Annotated in this window: 13 protein-coding genes, 3 tRNA genes and 1 pseudogene; 10 read left to right on the forward strand and 7 right to left on the reverse strand. The window is 75.0% G+C overall.

Going from position 1 to position 14696, the window contains the following annotated elements; genetic code table 11:
• Positions 1-5: 5 nt before the first annotated feature.
• Positions 6-299 carry a hypothetical protein gene (locus tag ACWENR_RS09580; protein WP_452276580.1) on the forward strand — a complete coding sequence of 98 codons (294 nt, stop codon included), beginning with the start codon at positions 6-8 and terminating at the stop codon, positions 297-299.
• A 9-nt stretch (positions 300-308) separates the two neighbouring features.
• Complete coding sequence (gene arfB, locus ACWENR_RS09585; protein WP_452276581.1) at positions 309-734, forward strand: alternative ribosome rescue aminoacyl-tRNA hydrolase ArfB; 426 nt, start codon at positions 309-311, stop codon at positions 732-734.
• Between the two features lie 25 nt (positions 735-759).
• Here the strand turns inward: arfB and ACWENR_RS09590 are convergent, their stop codons facing one another.
• On the reverse strand, positions 760-1608 hold the full coding sequence (locus tag ACWENR_RS09590; RefSeq protein ID WP_452276593.1) for a 3-methyladenine DNA glycosylase: 849 nt from the start codon (positions 1606-1608) through the stop codon (positions 760-762).
• 149 nt (positions 1609-1757) lie between these two features.
• Positions 1758-3044, reverse strand: a complete 1287-nt coding sequence (locus ACWENR_RS09595; RefSeq protein WP_452276582.1) for a hypothetical protein — start codon at positions 3042-3044, stop codon at positions 1758-1760.
• Between the two features lie 187 nt (positions 3045-3231).
• Between ACWENR_RS09595 and ACWENR_RS09600 the strand changes: the two genes are divergently transcribed.
• From ACWENR_RS09600 to ACWENR_RS09615, 4 genes are all read left to right on the forward strand, one after another.
• On the forward strand, positions 3232-4035 hold the full coding sequence (locus tag ACWENR_RS09600; protein WP_452276583.1) for a fumarylacetoacetate hydrolase family protein: 804 nt from the start codon (positions 3232-3234) through the stop codon (positions 4033-4035).
• A 107-nt stretch (positions 4036-4142) separates the two neighbouring features.
• Positions 4143-4214: transfer RNA gene (locus ACWENR_RS09605), tRNA-Gln, on the forward strand.
• Positions 4215-4351: 137 nt separating this feature from the next.
• Positions 4352-4424 (forward strand) — tRNA-Glu (locus ACWENR_RS09610).
• A 170-nt stretch (positions 4425-4594) separates the two neighbouring features.
• Positions 4595-4667: transfer RNA gene (locus tag ACWENR_RS09615), tRNA-Glu, on the forward strand.
• A 94-nt stretch (positions 4668-4761) separates the two neighbouring features.
• Here ACWENR_RS09615 and ACWENR_RS09620 read toward each other — a convergent pair.
• The gene (locus tag ACWENR_RS09620) at positions 4762-5448 is read right to left on the reverse strand and encodes an IclR family transcriptional regulator (protein ID WP_452276584.1); all 687 of its coding nucleotides are present in this window, start codon (positions 5446-5448) and stop codon (positions 4762-4764) included.
• A 49-nt stretch (positions 5449-5497) separates the two neighbouring features.
• On the opposite strand from ACWENR_RS09620, the gene leuC reads away from it, so the two are divergent.
• The 4 genes from leuC to ACWENR_RS09640 all read left to right on the forward strand — a co-directional run bounded on the left by leuC (position 5498) and on the right by ACWENR_RS09640 (position 10613).
• Positions 5498-6946 (forward strand): 3-isopropylmalate dehydratase large subunit, encoded by a 1449-nt coding sequence (gene leuC, locus ACWENR_RS09625; protein WP_452276585.1) that lies wholly within the window; start codon positions 5498-5500, stop codon positions 6944-6946.
• Positions 6947-6959: 13 nt separating this feature from the next.
• A complete protein-coding gene (leuD, locus tag ACWENR_RS09630) occupies positions 6960-7547 on the forward strand; it encodes a 3-isopropylmalate dehydratase small subunit (protein WP_452276586.1) in 588 nt (195 codons plus the stop codon).
• Between the two features lie 172 nt (positions 7548-7719).
• Positions 7720-8436: an HU family DNA-binding protein gene (locus ACWENR_RS09635; protein WP_452276594.1), complete on the forward strand. Its 717-nt coding sequence runs from the start codon at positions 7720-7722 to the stop codon at positions 8434-8436.
• Between the two features lie 260 nt (positions 8437-8696).
• Positions 8697-10613: an endonuclease/exonuclease/phosphatase family protein gene (locus tag ACWENR_RS09640; RefSeq protein ID WP_452276587.1), complete on the forward strand. Its 1917-nt coding sequence runs from the start codon at positions 8697-8699 to the stop codon at positions 10611-10613.
• A 93-nt stretch (positions 10614-10706) separates the two neighbouring features.
• Here the strand turns inward: ACWENR_RS09640 and ACWENR_RS09645 are convergent, their stop codons facing one another.
• The 4 genes and pseudogenes from ACWENR_RS09645 to ACWENR_RS09660 all read right to left on the reverse strand — a co-directional run.
• Positions 10707-11660 carry an NUDIX hydrolase gene (locus tag ACWENR_RS09645; RefSeq protein ID WP_452276588.1) on the reverse strand — a complete coding sequence of 318 codons (954 nt, stop codon included), beginning with the start codon at positions 11658-11660 and terminating at the stop codon, positions 10707-10709.
• 24 nt (positions 11661-11684) lie between these two features.
• On the reverse strand, positions 11685-13847 hold the full coding sequence (locus ACWENR_RS09650) for an RNA degradosome polyphosphate kinase (protein ID WP_452276595.1): 2163 nt from the start codon (positions 13845-13847) through the stop codon (positions 11685-11687).
• 407 nt (positions 13848-14254) lie between these two features.
• Positions 14255-14452 (reverse strand): cold-shock protein, encoded by a 198-nt coding sequence (locus tag ACWENR_RS09655; protein WP_452276589.1) that lies wholly within the window; start codon positions 14450-14452, stop codon positions 14255-14257.
• 32 nt (positions 14453-14484) lie between these two features.
• Positions 14485-14696: pseudogene (locus ACWENR_RS09660) on the reverse strand (hypothetical protein); the annotation flags it as partial.

Consider the following 14696-nt stretch of genomic DNA (forward strand, 5'->3'; position numbering starts at 1 on the left):
CGTGGGTGGAGCGTCCTGTCATCGCGGCCCTCCTGCTGGTGGGCCTGTTCATCGGAACCGGTGTGGGGTCGGCGTACGCCCGGGCGCGACGCGGGTGGGCCGACTACCAGACCGTCAAGAAGACCGTGCCCGGTGCCCGGCGCACCGCGTGGCTGCTGATCAAGGTGGCCACCACGAAGATCGGGATCATCGCCCTGCTGCTGGTGGGGGCCGTCGCGTACGCCGCCGTCGGCTCCGAGGGCGAGCCCGCACCGACCCCGACCCCGACCGCCACCACGAGCACCCGGGCGGGGCGTTAGCCTCGGGACGTGGACGACGGACTGCGGGTGACCGGCCGGTGGGTCGTCCCCGCCGCTGAGCTGCGGGAGCGCTTCTCCCGCTCGTCCGGGCCCGGCGGCCAGGGCGTGAACACCACCGACTCCCGGGTCGAGCTGAGCTACGACCTGGCCGCGTCCCCCGGCGTACCCGAGCCGCTGCGGGCGCGGGCGATCGAACGCCTCGCCGGGCGGCTCGTCGACGGCGTGCTGACCGTCACCGCGAGCGAGCACCGCGCCCAGCTGGCCAACCGGGAGGCCGCCCGCGAACGGATGGCCGCCCTGCTGCGCGAGGCGGCGGCCCCGCCACCCCCGCCCCGCCGGCCGACCCGGCCCTCGCGCGGGGCCAAGGAGCGTCGGCTGGCCGAGAAGAAGCGCCAGTCGCAGCGCAAGCGCGACCGCCGCGTCGACGGCGACTGATAGCTCGGACGCAGCCGTGGGCGGCTCAGCCGGTCACTGCTGCCGGCGGCTCCAGCAGCGTCGCGCACACCTCGATCAGCCGGGCGCGCAGCCGGCCGGCACGCTGCGCGAACTCGCGTTGCCGAGCCACGTACTCCGCCTTGCCCTCCGCAGTCTCGATGGCCACCGCCGGTTCCCCGTACGAGGAGAGGTCGTACGGGGACGCCCGCATGTCGAGCAGCCGGATGTCCCGCGCCAGCTCGAAGCAGTCGAGCGCCAGGTCACCCGGGACCGCCGGGCCCAGCTTGGTCGCCCACTTGTGGCAGTCCATCGAGGCGTGCAGGCAGCCGGGCTGGTCGAGTTCCACCTGGCTCTCCCGGGTGGGCCGCAGCCGGTTGAGGGGCACCGCCTCGGGCGTGAAGAACCGGAACGCGTCGAAGTGCGTGCAGCGGATCTGGTGCGACTCGACCACCGCGTCGGTGCCCGCCTGCCCGAGTCGCAGGGGGAGCGGGTGCCGATGCTCCCGCTGGCGGTACACCATCGCCCACTCGTGCAGGCCGAAGCAGCCGGTGAAGGCGGGGCGCGACGCGATCGCGGACAACAACCGGTGGACGAAGCGCACCGAATCTCCCCGGTCGGCGAGGAACGCCGCGACGTCGAGACCCACCGCCCCGTCGGCGTCCGTGGCGTACCAGCGCCACCGCCCGTGCGGGACGGCGACGTCCGGCCCGGGCTCCAGGCGGGCGCCCACCCCGGGGTGCCACCGCCGCAGCACGGCGGGCCGGGTCCCGTAGTAGTCGTACAGGAAGTCGTCGACGGCGTGCCGCTCCCGGGCGGCCCGGCGCGCGCGGTGGCCCGCGGTGAGGGAGTCGGCGCGCCGCTCGTGGGCCGCCATGAGCGGAAGCCAGTTGGTCACGGGGATGGTGTTCACCGGCCCCGGCCCCGGTTGTCCGCTCCGGGCCGCCCGACGATCTTCCACCTCGGGCAGGTGGGGGCGAGGGCGGCGGTCACGGACCCAGGGTACGACCGCCGCCCGGCCGCCGGTCAGGGCACGTCCACCCGGACGCCGGCGGAGAACACCCCACTGCGCAGCTCCAACTGCTCGGGCGGGGCCTTCCCGCCGACCGTGAAGACCAGCGGCAGCACCGTCCGGCTGCCGGCCGCCATCGGCTGGGCGAACACGTCCCGGCCCTGGTTGGCGACCCGGGTGGCCTGCTCGTCGGCGGTGACGAAGTTGCCGTCCGGCAGGTACGCCCGCTGCAGCCGGCCGTGCCAGCTCTGCTGCTCCGGGGTGAGGTTGCGCACCCCGAGCGTCGCCTGGCACCGCCTCGCGCCGACGCCCGGTTCGCACGCCACCCGGTAGACGGTGAACTCGAAGGCGGACTCGCGCAGCGGCTCGCCGATCGCGCCGTTGGCGCCCTGCCCGATCCACGCGCCGCTGGTCGGCTGGCTGTCGGTGTCGATGGACGCCGCCTCCCGGGTGGCCGTCCAGGCGGCGGTGCCCACCGTGCCGGCCAGCACCGCGGCGGCCACCGGGACGATCAGCCAGACCGACGGCGTGCGGCGGACCTGCACCGGCCGGGGCGTGGCCGGCCTCGGGTAGACGGTCCCCGGCCCGCCGGGGGAGAGGGCGGCGGCGACGGGCCGCCGGCGCCGCCGCCACGTCCAGACCCCACCGATCGCGAGCACCGCCACCGTGGCCAGCCCGGCCAGCAGCACCGGCGTCCGGCGCCACGCCGGCGTCTGCGGCGTCTCCTGGGCGGCCGCCGGCGCGGCGGCGTTCCAGGTCGCGGTCCCGCAGTCGTACGGCCGGCTGCCGTCCCGGGCGAAGGCGCAGGCCGGAGCGGTCAGCGGCCGGTCCGGGGCGGCGGTGGTCAGCGTCGTGCCGAGGGTGGTGGTGCTGCGGGCGGGAAGCTTGAGCTGCCAGGTCACCTCGGTGGCGGACTGGCCGCCGGCGCGGTTGGCCCGGCCGCCGGTGGTGATGGCGGTCGCCGAGGCGCCGGGCGGCAGCTCCTGCCGCACGGTGGTGTCCACCGGCGTGCTGCCGGTGTTGCGGACCTCGATCCGGTAGCGCGGCGCCGGCGTGCTCTCCGGCGCCACCGTCACCGTGACCGGCGGCTTCGCCACCGGCGGGGCGGCCCGGGTCGGCGTCGGCACCGCCGGCGGCACCGACGGCATCCCCGGCGCCGGGGTCGGCGCGGCCGCCGCCGGTGGTGGCTGCGCGGCCGCCGCGGGCGGTGCCGCCGTGGGCAGTGCCGGCACGGCGGCGAGAATGCCGAGGCCGTGTACGAACACTGCGAGGGCCCTGTGGTGTCGTGTCGATGCAGGCATGCGAACGAACCTCCGGAGCCGACGCTAGGGGCGCGGCGACGCCGGGCGGGTACGAAGTCGGGAAGTCGGCCCGGGCGGGCGGCCGGTGGCGTACAGTGCGCCGGCCACGGGGCCGAGGTCGGGACGTCGCCCGGGACCCGGTCGTGGCCTCGGCCAAGGCGCCGCCGGTCGGGGCTAGATTGGCCGGGTGCGTATCGCTCGTTTTGCTCATGCCAAGGGAATGTCGTTCGGGGTCGTCGAGGGCGAGCCGGAGGCGGGCCCGCAGGGCCTGACCGTCGCCGAGATCGAGGGCCACCCGTTCGGCCAGATCACCTTCAGCGGGGCCCGCTGGGCGCTGTCCGACGTCCGGCTGCTCTCGCCGATCCTGCCCAGCAAGGTCGTCTGCGTCGGTCGCAACTACGCCGAGCACGCCGCCGAACACGGCAGCGAGGTGCCGAAGGAGCCGCTGCTCTTCCTCAAGCCGTCCACCTCCGTGATCGGCCCCCGGGACGCGATCCGGCTGCCGATCTTCTCCCGGCAGGTCGAGCACGAGGCCGAGTTGGCGGTGGTCATCGGCGCGCCCGGCGCGCGCCGGGCCGACCGGGCGGCCGCGGAGCGGGCCATCTTCGGCTACACCTGCGCCAACGACGTCACGGCCCGGGACCTCCAGCGCTCGGACGGCCAGTGGACCCGCGCCAAGGGCTTCGACTCGTTCTGCCCGATCGGGCCGTGGATCACCACCGGCCTCGACGTGCGGGACCTGGAGATCCGCTGCGAGGTGGGGCGTGACCCCGAGGAGATGGAGGTCCGCCAGCTCGGCCGGACGCGGGACATGGTCTTCGACGTGCCGGCCCTGGTGTCGTACGTCTCGCACGTGATGACGCTGCTTCCCGGCGACGTGGTGCTCACCGGCACGCCGGCGGGGGTTAGCCCGCTCACGGACGGGGATACGGTCACCGTGCGGATCGAGGGGATCGGGGAGCTCACCAATCCGGTGGTGCCCGTCGCCTGATCCGGGCCGAGGCCCTGTCTGCGCAGCTCAGTGGCGGTTTCGGGGGCTCGATTTGGCCTGCTGGGGCCGGGAGGGTAAAGTTTGTTCCCGGCACCGCAAGGGGCCAATGGGGTATGGGGTAATTGGCAGCCCGACTGATTCTGGTTCAGTTAGTCTAGGTTCGAGTCCTGGTACCCCAGCGCAGCCGAGGTTCGAGAGAGCTTCGAGCGCTGGATCTCTCTGGAGAGAGTCTCCGGTTCCCGTCAGGGGGTCGGAGGTTCTCTCTGATAGAGTCCAGCCGCGCCGCTCGGCAGAGCGGTGCGGCAAGGCAGGTTCTGGCCCCGTCGTCTAGCGGCCCAGGACGCCGCCCTCTCAAGGCGGTAGCGCCGGTTCGAATCCGGTCGGGGCTACATCTCGGACGGCCCGTTCCACTCCGGTGGGGCGGGCCGTTTCGCATGCCCGGTCGACTGCGGCGGCCCGCTGCCCGGCCGCCGGGCACGCCCCCGGTTTTCGTCTCCGGAGGGACGCCGCTAGACTACAGCGGCACCGCTCGCGAGGGTGGTGGAAGCAGTGAAGTCTTGGCCCCGTCGTCTAGCGGCCCAGGACGCCGCCCTCTCAAGGCGGTAGCGCCGGTTCGAATCCGGTCGGGGCTACGTCTCGAACGGCCCGTCCCACTCCCGGTGGGACGGGCCGTTTCGCATCCCGTCTTCCGGCGACCTTCCGTAGCAGCCGGCGTTCGGGGTGGCGTCAGAGGCCGGAGAGGCGTTGGCCGGCGCGGACGACGGCCATGGCGTGGCGTTCGCCGGGGCGGCGGCCCAGGCGCTCGATCGGGCCGGAGATGCTGATCGCGGCGATGACCCGGCCGGTGCGGTCGCGGATCGGGGCGGAGACGCTCGCCACACCCGCCTCGCGTTCGGCGATGCTCTGCGCCCAGCCGCGGCGGCGTACCTCGGCCAGGGTGCGGCCGGTGAACTTGGACCGGGGCAGCAGCGGCATCACCGCCTCCGGCGGCTCCCAGGCGAGCAGGATCTGGGCGGCGGAGCCGGCCGTCATCGGCAGCACCGAGCCGACCGGCACGGTGTCCCGCAGGCCGCTGGCTCGCTCGGCGGCGGCCACGCAGATCCGCTCGTCGGCGCGGCGCAGGTAGAGCTGGGCGCTTTCGCCCGTCGCGTCCCGGAGCGCCGCCAGCAGCGGCTCCGCCGCCGTCAGCAGCACGTCCGGCGCGGCGTTGGCGAGTTCGCCCAGGCGCGGGCCGGGGCGCCAGCGGCCCTGGGTGTCCCGGACCAGCATCCGGTGGATCTCCAGCGCCTGCGCCAGCCGGTGCGCGGTGGCCCGGGGCAGCTTGGTGCGTTCAACGAGTTCGGCCAGGCTGGCGCCGTCGACGCAGGCGGCCAGGATGACCACCGCCTTGTCGAGAACGCCGACACCGCTCATACTGTGTCCCACAAGCCGAAATTTACCTCCCAGAATTTAGGATGTCCAGATGGTGGGAGTCACTACTACCGAGCCGAGGACCCTGGCCGAGAAGGTCTGGGACGCGCACGTCGTACGGTCCGCCGAGGGCGAGCCGGATCTGCTCTTCATCGACCTGCACCTGCTGCACGAGGTGACCAGCCCGCAGGCCTTCGACGGGCTGCGCCTCGCCGGCCGCCGGGTACGCCGCACCGACCTCACGCTCGCGACCGAGGACCACAACACCCCGACCGGGTACGCCGACCCGTCGTTCCGGGAGCGGCGTGGCGACCTGCTCACCATCGCCGACCCCACCTCGCGTACGCAGATCGAGACGCTGCGCCGCAACTGCGCCGAGTTCGGCGTCCGGCTGCACCCCCTCGGCGACGCCAACCAGGGCATCGTGCACGTCATCGGCCCGCAGCTCGGCGTCACCCAGCCCGGCATGACCATCGTCTGCGGCGACTCGCACACCGCCACCCACGGCGCGTTCGGGGCGCTCGCGTTCGGCATCGGCACCAGCGAGGTCGAGCACGTGCTGGCCACCCAGACGCTGCCGCAGACCCGGCCGAAGACGATGGCGGTGAACGTCACCGGGCGGCTCGCCCCCGGGGTCACCGCCAAGGACCTGGTGCTCGCGCTGATCGCCCAGGTCGGCACCGGCGGCGGGCGCGGGCACATCGTCGAGTACCGCGGCGAGGCGATCCGGTCGCTGTCCATGGAGGGGCGGATGACCATCGCCAACATGTCGATCGAGTGGGGCGCCAAGGCCGGCATGATCGCGCCGGACGAGACCACGTTCGCGTACCTGAAGGGGCGGCCGAACGCCCCGAAGGGCGCCGACTGGGACGCGGCGGTCGCCTGGTGGCGGACCCTGCCCACCGACGAGGGCGCGACCTTCGACGCCGAGGTGACCCTGGACGCCGGCGCGGTGACCCCGTTCGTCACCTGGGGCACCAACCCGGGCCAGGGCGCGCCGCTGGGCGCGGCGGTGCCGGATCCCGAGGAGTTCCCCACCGAGGCCGAGCGGACCGCCGCCCGGCGCGCGCTGGAGTACATGGACCTGCGGGCCGGGACCCCGCTGCGCGACCTCGCGGTCGACGTGGTCTTCGTCGGCTCCTGCACCAACGGCCGGCTGGAGGACCTCCGGGCCGCCGCCGACGTGCTGCGCGGGCACCGGGTCGCCGACGGGGTGCGGATGCTCGTCGTGCCCGGCTCCGCCGCCGTGCGCGAGGCGGCCGAGGCGGAGGGGCTGGACAAGGTCTTCGCCGACGCTGGGGCCGAGTGGCGCTTCGCCGGCTGCTCCATGTGTCTGGGCATGAACCCGGACACGCTCTCGCCCGGCCAGCGCTCCGCCTCCACCTCCAACCGCAACTTCGAGGGCCGCCAGGGCCGGGGCGGACGCACCCACCTGGTCTCCCCGCCGGTCGCCGCCGCCACCGCCGTGGCGGGCCGGCTGGCCGCTCCCGCCGACCTGTAGAAGGGCACCGCAGATGGAGAGGTTCACCACCCACACCGGCACCGCCGTGCCGCTGCGCCGTTCCAACGTGGACACCGATCAGATCATCCCCGCCGTGTACCTCAAGCGGGTGACCCGGACCGGTTTCGCGGACGGCTTGTTCAGCGCGTGGCGGGAGGACCCGGAATTCGTGCTCAACGATGCCGCGTATTCCGGGTCGTCGATTCTCGTGGCCGGCCCGGAGTTCGGCACCGGCTCCTCGCGCGAGCACGCCGTCTGGGCGCTGCGCGACTGGGGCTTCCGCGCCGTGATCTCCCCCCGCTTCGGTGACATCTTCCGGGGCAACGCGCTCAAGGAGGGGTTGCTGCCGGTCGAGTTGGAATTGAAAGCGGTCGAGGAGATCTGGGATCTCGTCGAGGCCGACCCGACCACTCCGGTGACCGTCGACCTGACCGCCCGGCAGGTCCGGGTCGGCGAGGCCACCTGGTCGTTCCCCCTGGACGACTTCAGCCGCTGGCGGCTGATGGAGGGCTTGGACGACATTGGACTCACCCTCCGGCACGAGGCCGAGATCGGCGCCTTCGAGGCCACCCGGCCCCCGTTCCTGCCGACGGTCGCATAGCCGTACGCCCGATCCCGCAGCGGTTTCCGCCCCCACCGGTCCGACCGGTGGGGGCGAATCCGTTACGACACAAGGGCTTTTTTCCACCGAATGTTTGTGTCCCGGCAGCACAGGGCATACCGTGCGCGCAGAATGGCTCGCGTCGAGTCAGTTGCACAATCGGGAGGAAGTCGTGAACAAGGCCGAGCTCATCGAGGCGCTCGCCGTTCGCCTGGGGGACCGGAAGACGGCGACGGCCGCGCTCGACGCGGTCCTCGCTGAGGTCCAGGCGGCGGTCACCAAGGGCGAGAAGGTGGCGATCACCGGATTCGGAGCGTTCGAAAAGCGCGTCCGGGGCGCCCGAACAGCGCGCAACCCGCGGACCGGCGAGGCGGTGAAGGTCAAGAAGACATCCGTCCCGACCTTCCGTCCGGGCGCCGGATTCAAGGAGATGGTGGCCAGCGGCAAGGTGCCGAAGGCCACGGCGGCGGCGAAGAAGACCGCCACGGCCGCCGCCAAGACCACCGGGGCGAAGGCCACCGGCGCCAAGGCCACGGGTGCCAAGGCGACCGGCGCCAAGGCCACGGGTGCCAAGGCCACGGGCGCCAAGGCCACGGGCGCCAAGGCCACGGGCGCGAAGGCGACCGGCGCCAAGGCGACCACGTCCGCGGCGTCGAAGACCGCCGCGGCGAAGAAGACCACCACGGCCAAGGCGGCCCCGGCGAAGGCGACCAAGACCACCGCGGCGAAGAAGACCGCGACCACCAAGGCAGCCCCGGCGAAGAAGAGCGCCGCGGCGACGAAGGCCACCGCGGCGAAGAAGACCACCGCGGCGGCGAGCAAGAGCGCCGCGGCCAAGAAGGCCCCGGCGAAGAAGGCGCCGGCCAAGAAGGCCGCGACCAAGCGCTGATCCTGGCGGTACGAGGGCGTCCACCCGTGGGGTGGGCGCCCTCGTCGTGTCCGCCCGGCGTCGTGTCCGCCCGGCGTCGTGTCCGCCCGGCGTCGTGTCCGCCCGGCGTCGTGTCCGCCCGGCGTCGCGTCCGCCCGGCGTCGTGGCCGGCCGGGGGAGCGGGCGCTCCGGCGGGCGGGTTTCGTCGCCGGGGCGTTGACCGGGGCGGCGCGCCGCCCGCAGAATCGCCGCACCCCTTCCGGTCGGCGAAAGGCAGCCCCGTGCGCTACCGCCACCTTCCCACCCTCACCCTCGCCCTGGGCGTCGTGCTCCTGGTCGACGTCCTGCGCGCCTTCCTGCCGGCCGTCATCACCATCTTCGGGCAGGCCGCCTCGACCCCGGCCGAGCTGCTCGGGGCGTTCGCGCTCGGCTGGTTCGTGCTCGCGCTGGCCGCTCCCGCGCTGGTCCGCCGGGCCGGCGCCCGCCCGGTCACGCCCGTCGCCGCCGTGCTGCTCGTCGCCGCCCGGCTCGCCGTCGCCGGCCAACCCGGCGGTCGGCTCCAGCTCTGGCTCGCCACGGCCGGCCTGCTCGCCGGGCTGGTCTGGCTCGCCGGCGTCGCCGCCACCACCGACCGGCCGGTGCCCGGCCTGGCGCTCGGGCTGGCGCTCGGCGCGCTCACGCACACCGCGCTGGACACCTACCAGCCGCCGCTGGGCGGGGCCTGGGCGTCGTGGCTGGTCGCCGTCGCGGTCGCCGGGCTCTTCCTGGCCGGGCAGGCGCGCCCCGCACCGCCGGCCGGCCAGGGCGGCGTACGGAGCTGGCTGCTGGTCGGCCCGGCGGTGCTGCTCGCCGGCATGGTCGCGCTCTCCCCTGCGGTCGCCCGCACGGCGACGTCCTACCAGTTCGGCCTGCTGCGCTCGCACCTCGACGACGACGTGGGGGTCGCCACGGTGCCGCTCTTCGGGCCCGCCCCGGTCGCCCTGGCCGTCGGTGGGTTCCTGCTCGCCGCGCTGGCGTCCCCCCGCCACGGGACGTCGCGGTGGCTCGCCCCGGCGGCCCTGGTCGCCGGGGCCGTCCTCTTCGCCCTCGAACGCGGTGGACTGCTGCTGCCGGCCATCCTGCTCAGCGCGGCCGGGCTCGGCGGCTGCCTGGCGTCCGCCGGCGCGGCGGACCCGCGCCCGGCGACCGGCGGTGCCGCCGATCCGGCCCGGGCGGCGGGGCGGCGGGCGTACGCCGTCGTCGCCGGGATGCTGCTCTTCGCCGTCGCGGCGGTGCTCTACTACGCCGCGTACGACCTGGGGCACCCCAACGCCGGGGTGCCCGTGGCCGTGGCGGTGCTCGTCGCCGCGGTGGCGCTGACCGCCCGGCCCGCGGCGGATCGGGTGGCGCCGTCGCTGCCGCCGGTGCGTACCGCCGCCTCCGTCGCCCTGCTGACCCTGCTCGCCGCCGTCGCCAGCGACGAGCTGCTGGTCGCCAGCAACCGGGACGGCCCGCCCGAGACGGTGCGGGTGGCGGCGTACAACGTCCGGATGGGCTTCGGCACGGACGGCCGCTTCGATCCGGACGCGCTGGCCCGGGCGGTCGCCGGGGCCGACGTCGTGGCGCTCAGCGAGGTGGACCGGGGCTGGCTGCTCAACGGCGGCCACGACACGCTCGACCTGCTGGCGGAGCGGCTGGAGATGCCGTACGTCTTCGCCCCCGCCGCCGACGCCCTCTGGGGCGACGCCGTGCTGAGCCGCTGGCCCCTGGACGAGGCCCGGACCCGGCGGCTGCCGGCGGTCGGCGCGCCCACCGGCGCGCAGGCCCTCGGCGTCACGGTGGACTTCAGCGAGGGCGTCCGCCTGGCGGTGGTCGCCACCCACCTGCAACCGCCGCCGGGCGAGGACCCGGTGGTCCAGGCCCGCGCGGTCGCCGAGTTCGCCCTGCGGTACGCCGCCGACCGCCCGCTGGTGGTCGCCGGTGACCTGAACACCGAGCCGGACGACCCGGCGTTCGCCGAGTTCCTCCGGGCCGGCCTCGTCGACGCGCTGGCCCCGGCCCGTCCGCTGCCGACCAGCCCGGCGGATGACCCGCGCCAGCAGATCGACCACGTCCTCGTCACGCCCGGCCTGGCCGCCCGGGACGCGGTGGCGCCGCGCGGCACGGCCAGCGACCACCTCCCGGTCGCGGTGACCCTGACCCTGCCGCCGGCCCGGTAGTAGTCGGGCGCCCGCCGCCTCGGCCGGCCCGGTCGGTCTCCGGGTGCCGCCGCGCCGGCGGGGGCGGGCCGGATGGTCGCGTCGGTGGGCGGGTCAGAGGCGGTCGGCGGCGAGCAGGCGGTCCTCGGTGAAGGCGAGCAGCCAGCCGCCGCCCTTCGGGGTGGTGAAGTCGTCGGCCCGGCCGGTGAGGCGCTCCAGGGCGCCCGGGATCACCTTGCCCTGGCTGCACACCCCCGCCTGCCCGCCCGAGGCCGCCAGCGCGCTCAGGCGGGCCGCGGCGGCCAGCGCGCACTCGTCGGGCTGCTGGCCCGGCCTCGGCTCGTCCAGGTCGCCGTCCACCTCGATCGGCAGGTCCAGCAGCGCCGCCGCCGGGTCGAGCGTCTGCACGCACCGGCGGGCCGCGGCCGACAGCAGCCGCGCCGGCCGGACCGCCGCCACCAGCGGCGCCAGCGCGTGGGCCTGCGCCCAGCCCCGCGCGTCCAGCGGCCGGCCGGTGTCCGGCCCGGACCAGGTGGCGCGCCTGCCCGCGTGCGCGTGCCGGACCAGCGCGACCGTCCCGGTGACCGCCGGCAGGGCCGCGAACCCGGCGAGCACCTCGGCGTCGTGCGGGTAGCTGACCAGCCGGACGGCCTCGTCCACGCCGACCCAGCGCACCTCGTCGACCTCCGTGTCCGGCTGGAAGCCGCCGTCGGCCACCGCGCGCATCGACCAGTAGTCGACCACCTTGGGCCGGCCCTCGCTGCGGTAGCGCACGGTGGAGAGCCGCACCTGCGGCACCGCCCGGACGCCGGCCTCCTCGGCCACCTCGCGTACGGCGGCCAGCAGGGGGTGCTCGCCCGGCTCCAGCTTGCCCTTGGGTAGCGACCAGTCGCCGTAGCGGGGCCGGTGCACCAGGCAGACGCGCATCCCGGCGTGCCGCGCGCCCGCGCCGGGATCCCCGTCGGGGCGCCAGACGACGCCGCCCGCCGCCCGGATCGGTGGTGTCCCGCCCGGGACGTCGGCCGCCCGCGCCCGACCCGGGCCGGCCCCGTCCCGCTCATGCAGCATCTGGTCAGCCTATGCGCGCGCCGGTCAACTCGCGGTGCCACCGACGCGACGCAGCAGCAGTTCCTGCAGGTGCACCAGCGGCTCCTCGGCCGTGCCCGTACGCCGGCTCCAGGTGCCGTCGGCAGCCAGGTCGAACGCCTCCACGTCGGGGCTCATCGCGGCGGTCATGACGTGGTCCAGCTCGGCCCGGGCCACCGGGTCGCTCACCCGCACCAGCGCCTCGACGCGGCGGTCCAGGTTGCGGTGCATCAGGTCGGCGGAGCCCATCCAGAACTCGGCGTCGCCGTTGTTGCCGAACCGGAAGATCCGGGAGTGCTCCAGGAACCGGCCCAGGATCGAGCGGACCCGGATGTTCTCCGACAGGCCCGGCACCCCGGGCCGCAGCGTGCACATCCCCCGGATCAGCAGGTCGACGTGCACGCCGGCCCGGGAGGCCCGGTAGAGGGCGTCGGTGATCTCCTCGTCGACGAGCGAGTTCACCTTGATCTGCACGAGCCCCGGCATGCCGAGGCGCACGTGCGCGATCTCCCGCTCGATGCGTTCGACCAGCCCGCTGCGGATGCCCTGCGGGGCCACCAGCAGCCGCCGGTACACGGTCTGCCGGCTGTATCCGGTCAGCACGTTGAACAGGTCGGTGAGGTCGGCGCCGATCTCCGGGTCGGCCGTGAGCATGCCGAAGTCCTCGTAGAGCCGGGCGGTCTTCGGGTGGTAGTTGCCGGTGCCGATGTGGCAGTAGCGGCGGATCTGGTTGCCCTCCTGGCGTACGACCAGGGCGGTCTTGCAGTGCGTCTTGAGGCCCACCAGGCCGTAGACGACGTGGCAGCCGGCGCGCTCCAGGGTGCGCGCCCAGCCGATGTTGGCCACCTCGTCGAAGCGCGCCTTCAGCTCCACCAGCACCACCACCTGCTTGCCGGCGGCCGCGGCGTCGACCAGCGCGTCGACGATCGGCGAGTCGCCGCTGGTGCGGTAGAGGGTCTGCTTGATGGCCAGCACGTCGGGGTCGGCGGCGGCCTGCTCGATGAAGCGCTGCACGCTGGTGGCGAACGAGTGGTAGGGGTGGTGCACCAGGATGTCGCCGTCGCGCAGGGTGGCGAAGACGCTGCGGGGCACCTCGCCCTCGGTGAGCCGGGGGTGGGTGGCCGGCACGAACGGCGGGTCCTTCAGGTCGGGCCGGTCCGCCTCCTCGTAGAGCTGCCACAGCGCCGAGAGGTCCAGCAGGCCCGGCACCCGCAGCACCTCCTGGTCGTGCATGTCCAGCTCGCGTACGAGCAGCTCCAGCATGTGGTCGGAGATCGAGGCGTCCACCTCGAGCCGGACGGGCGGGCCGAAGCGGCGCCGGGCCAGCTCCCGCTCCAGGGCCTGGAGCAGGTCCTCGTCGCGGTCCTCGTCGACCTCCACCTCGGCGTTGCGGGTGACCCGGAACAGGTGGCACTCCACCACCTGCATGCCGGAGAAGAGCTGCCCCAGGTGCACCGAGATCAGGTCCTCCACCGGCAGCATCCGCACGCCCGGCCGGTCGCGGTGCACCCGGACGAACCGGGGCACGTTGTTCGGCACCTTGACCCGGGCGAAGAGCTCGGAGCCGCCGTCGGGGTCGCGTACCGCCACGGCCAGGTTGAGCGACCGCCCCGAGATGTACGGGAACGGGTGCGCCGGGTCGACCGCCAGCGGGGTGAGCACGGGGAAGATCTGCTCCCGGAAGTACGCGCGCAGCCGCTCCCGCTCCGGGTCGTCCAGGTCCGCCCAGCGCAGGATGCGGATGTCCTCGGCGGCCAGCCTCGGCAGCACGTCGTCGGTGAAGCAGGCCGAGTGTCGGGAGACCAGCGCGGCGGCCTTCCCGGCGACCGCCTCCAGCTGGGTACGCAGCGGCATCCGGTCGCCGCCGCGCACCGGCAGGCCGGCCTGGAGCCGCCGCTTCAGCCCGGCCACCCGCACCATGTAGAACTCGTCCAGGTTGCTGGCGAAGATGGCCAGGAACTTGGCCCGTTCCAGCAGCGGGGTGCGCGGGTCCTCGGCGAGCGCCAGCACCCGGGCGTTGAAGTCGAGCCAGGAGAGCTCCCGGTTGAGGAAGCGGTCCTCCGGCAGCGGCGCCACGGCGGGCGGCCCGTCGGCTGCGCCGTCCGCCACCCCGGCGGGCGCCGCGTACGCGCCCGACGGCCCGGCGACCGGGTCCAGCACCTCCTCCAGGCCGGTGGAGGCGGCAGCCGTGCCGGGGACCGTCGCCGCGCCGGCGGCGGGGCTGTCGTCGGCGGTCTCGACCGGTGCCTGCCGGCGGAAACGGTCGTCGTCGGCGGTCCCGACCGGTGCCTGGGGGCGGGAGGGGGCGTCGTCGGCGGTCCCGACCGGTGCCTGCGGGAGGGAGGGGGCGTCGTCGGCGGTCTCCGGCGATCCCTGGGGGCGGAAGCGGCCGTCGGCGCCCCGGGGGCGGGTGCCGTTGCGGGGCGCGGTCGGGTCGGCGGCGTGGGGCGGTCGGTCGGTGGCGTGGGGCGGTCGGTCGGTGGCGTGGGGCGGTCGGTCGGCGGGCTCGCGAGGGGTGCTCACCCGCTCATAATCACCCGATCCCGGTTAACGCAAAACGAACTTCGACCGGCCGCTCAGGCCATCGTCGGCAACGACACTCGGACGACCTCGCCGGCGGCGTCGGTGTCGACGCGTACGCGCTGGCCGAGGCGGAGCAGCCGCAGGCCGGAGGCGTCGAACGCCCGGGCCGGGAAGGCCAGCTCGGTGCCGTCGTCGAGGAGCAGCAGCCCGCTGCGGGTCGCCGCGTCGTAGGTCGCCACCGTGCCCTGCATGCCCCGCACGCTACACGGCCGGTGCGGGCCCGTCAGGCGGCGCAGCCGGCGCCGGCGAGCGCGGCGGTGGTCGGCCCCAGCCCGAGCCGGGCCGCCGCCGCCAGGTCGTCGGCCGTGTCCACGTCGCGGCGCAGGCTCGGCCACACACCGGCCAGGGCGAGCGCCCCGCTGGCGGCTGAACACGAGCTTGGACTTGTCGGTGTTGTTGGGGTCGCCTTCGCAGTCGACGACGACGATCTGGCCG

The organism is Micromonospora sp. NPDC004336, from assembly GCF_053602615.1.

Bases quoted from the DNA above. Each gene is read 5' to 3' on its own strand.
- ACWENR_RS09590 (WP_452276593.1), bottom strand. From the start codon at position 1,608: ATGGCGGCCCACGAGCGGCGCGCCGACTCCCTCACCGCGGGCCACCGC.
- ACWENR_RS09595 (WP_452276582.1), bottom strand. From the start codon at position 3,044: ATGCCTGCATCGACACGACACCACAGGGCCCTCGCAGTGTTCGTACAC.
- ACWENR_RS09620 (WP_452276584.1), bottom strand. From the start codon at position 5,448: ATGAGCGGTGTCGGCGTTCTCGACAAGGCGGTGGTCATCCTGGCCGCC.
- leuC (WP_452276585.1), top strand. From the start codon at position 5,498: ATGGTGGGAGTCACTACTACCGAGCCGAGGACCCTGGCCGAGAAGGTC.
- leuD (WP_452276586.1), top strand. From the start codon at position 6,960: ATGGAGAGGTTCACCACCCACACCGGCACCGCCGTGCCGCTGCGCCGT.
- ACWENR_RS09645 (WP_452276588.1), bottom strand. From the start codon at position 11,660: ATGCTGCATGAGCGGGACGGGGCCGGCCCGGGTCGGGCGCGGGCGGCC.
- ACWENR_RS09655 (WP_452276589.1), bottom strand. From the start codon at position 14,452: ATGCAGGGCACGGTGGCGACCTACGACGCGGCGACCCGCAGCGGGCTG.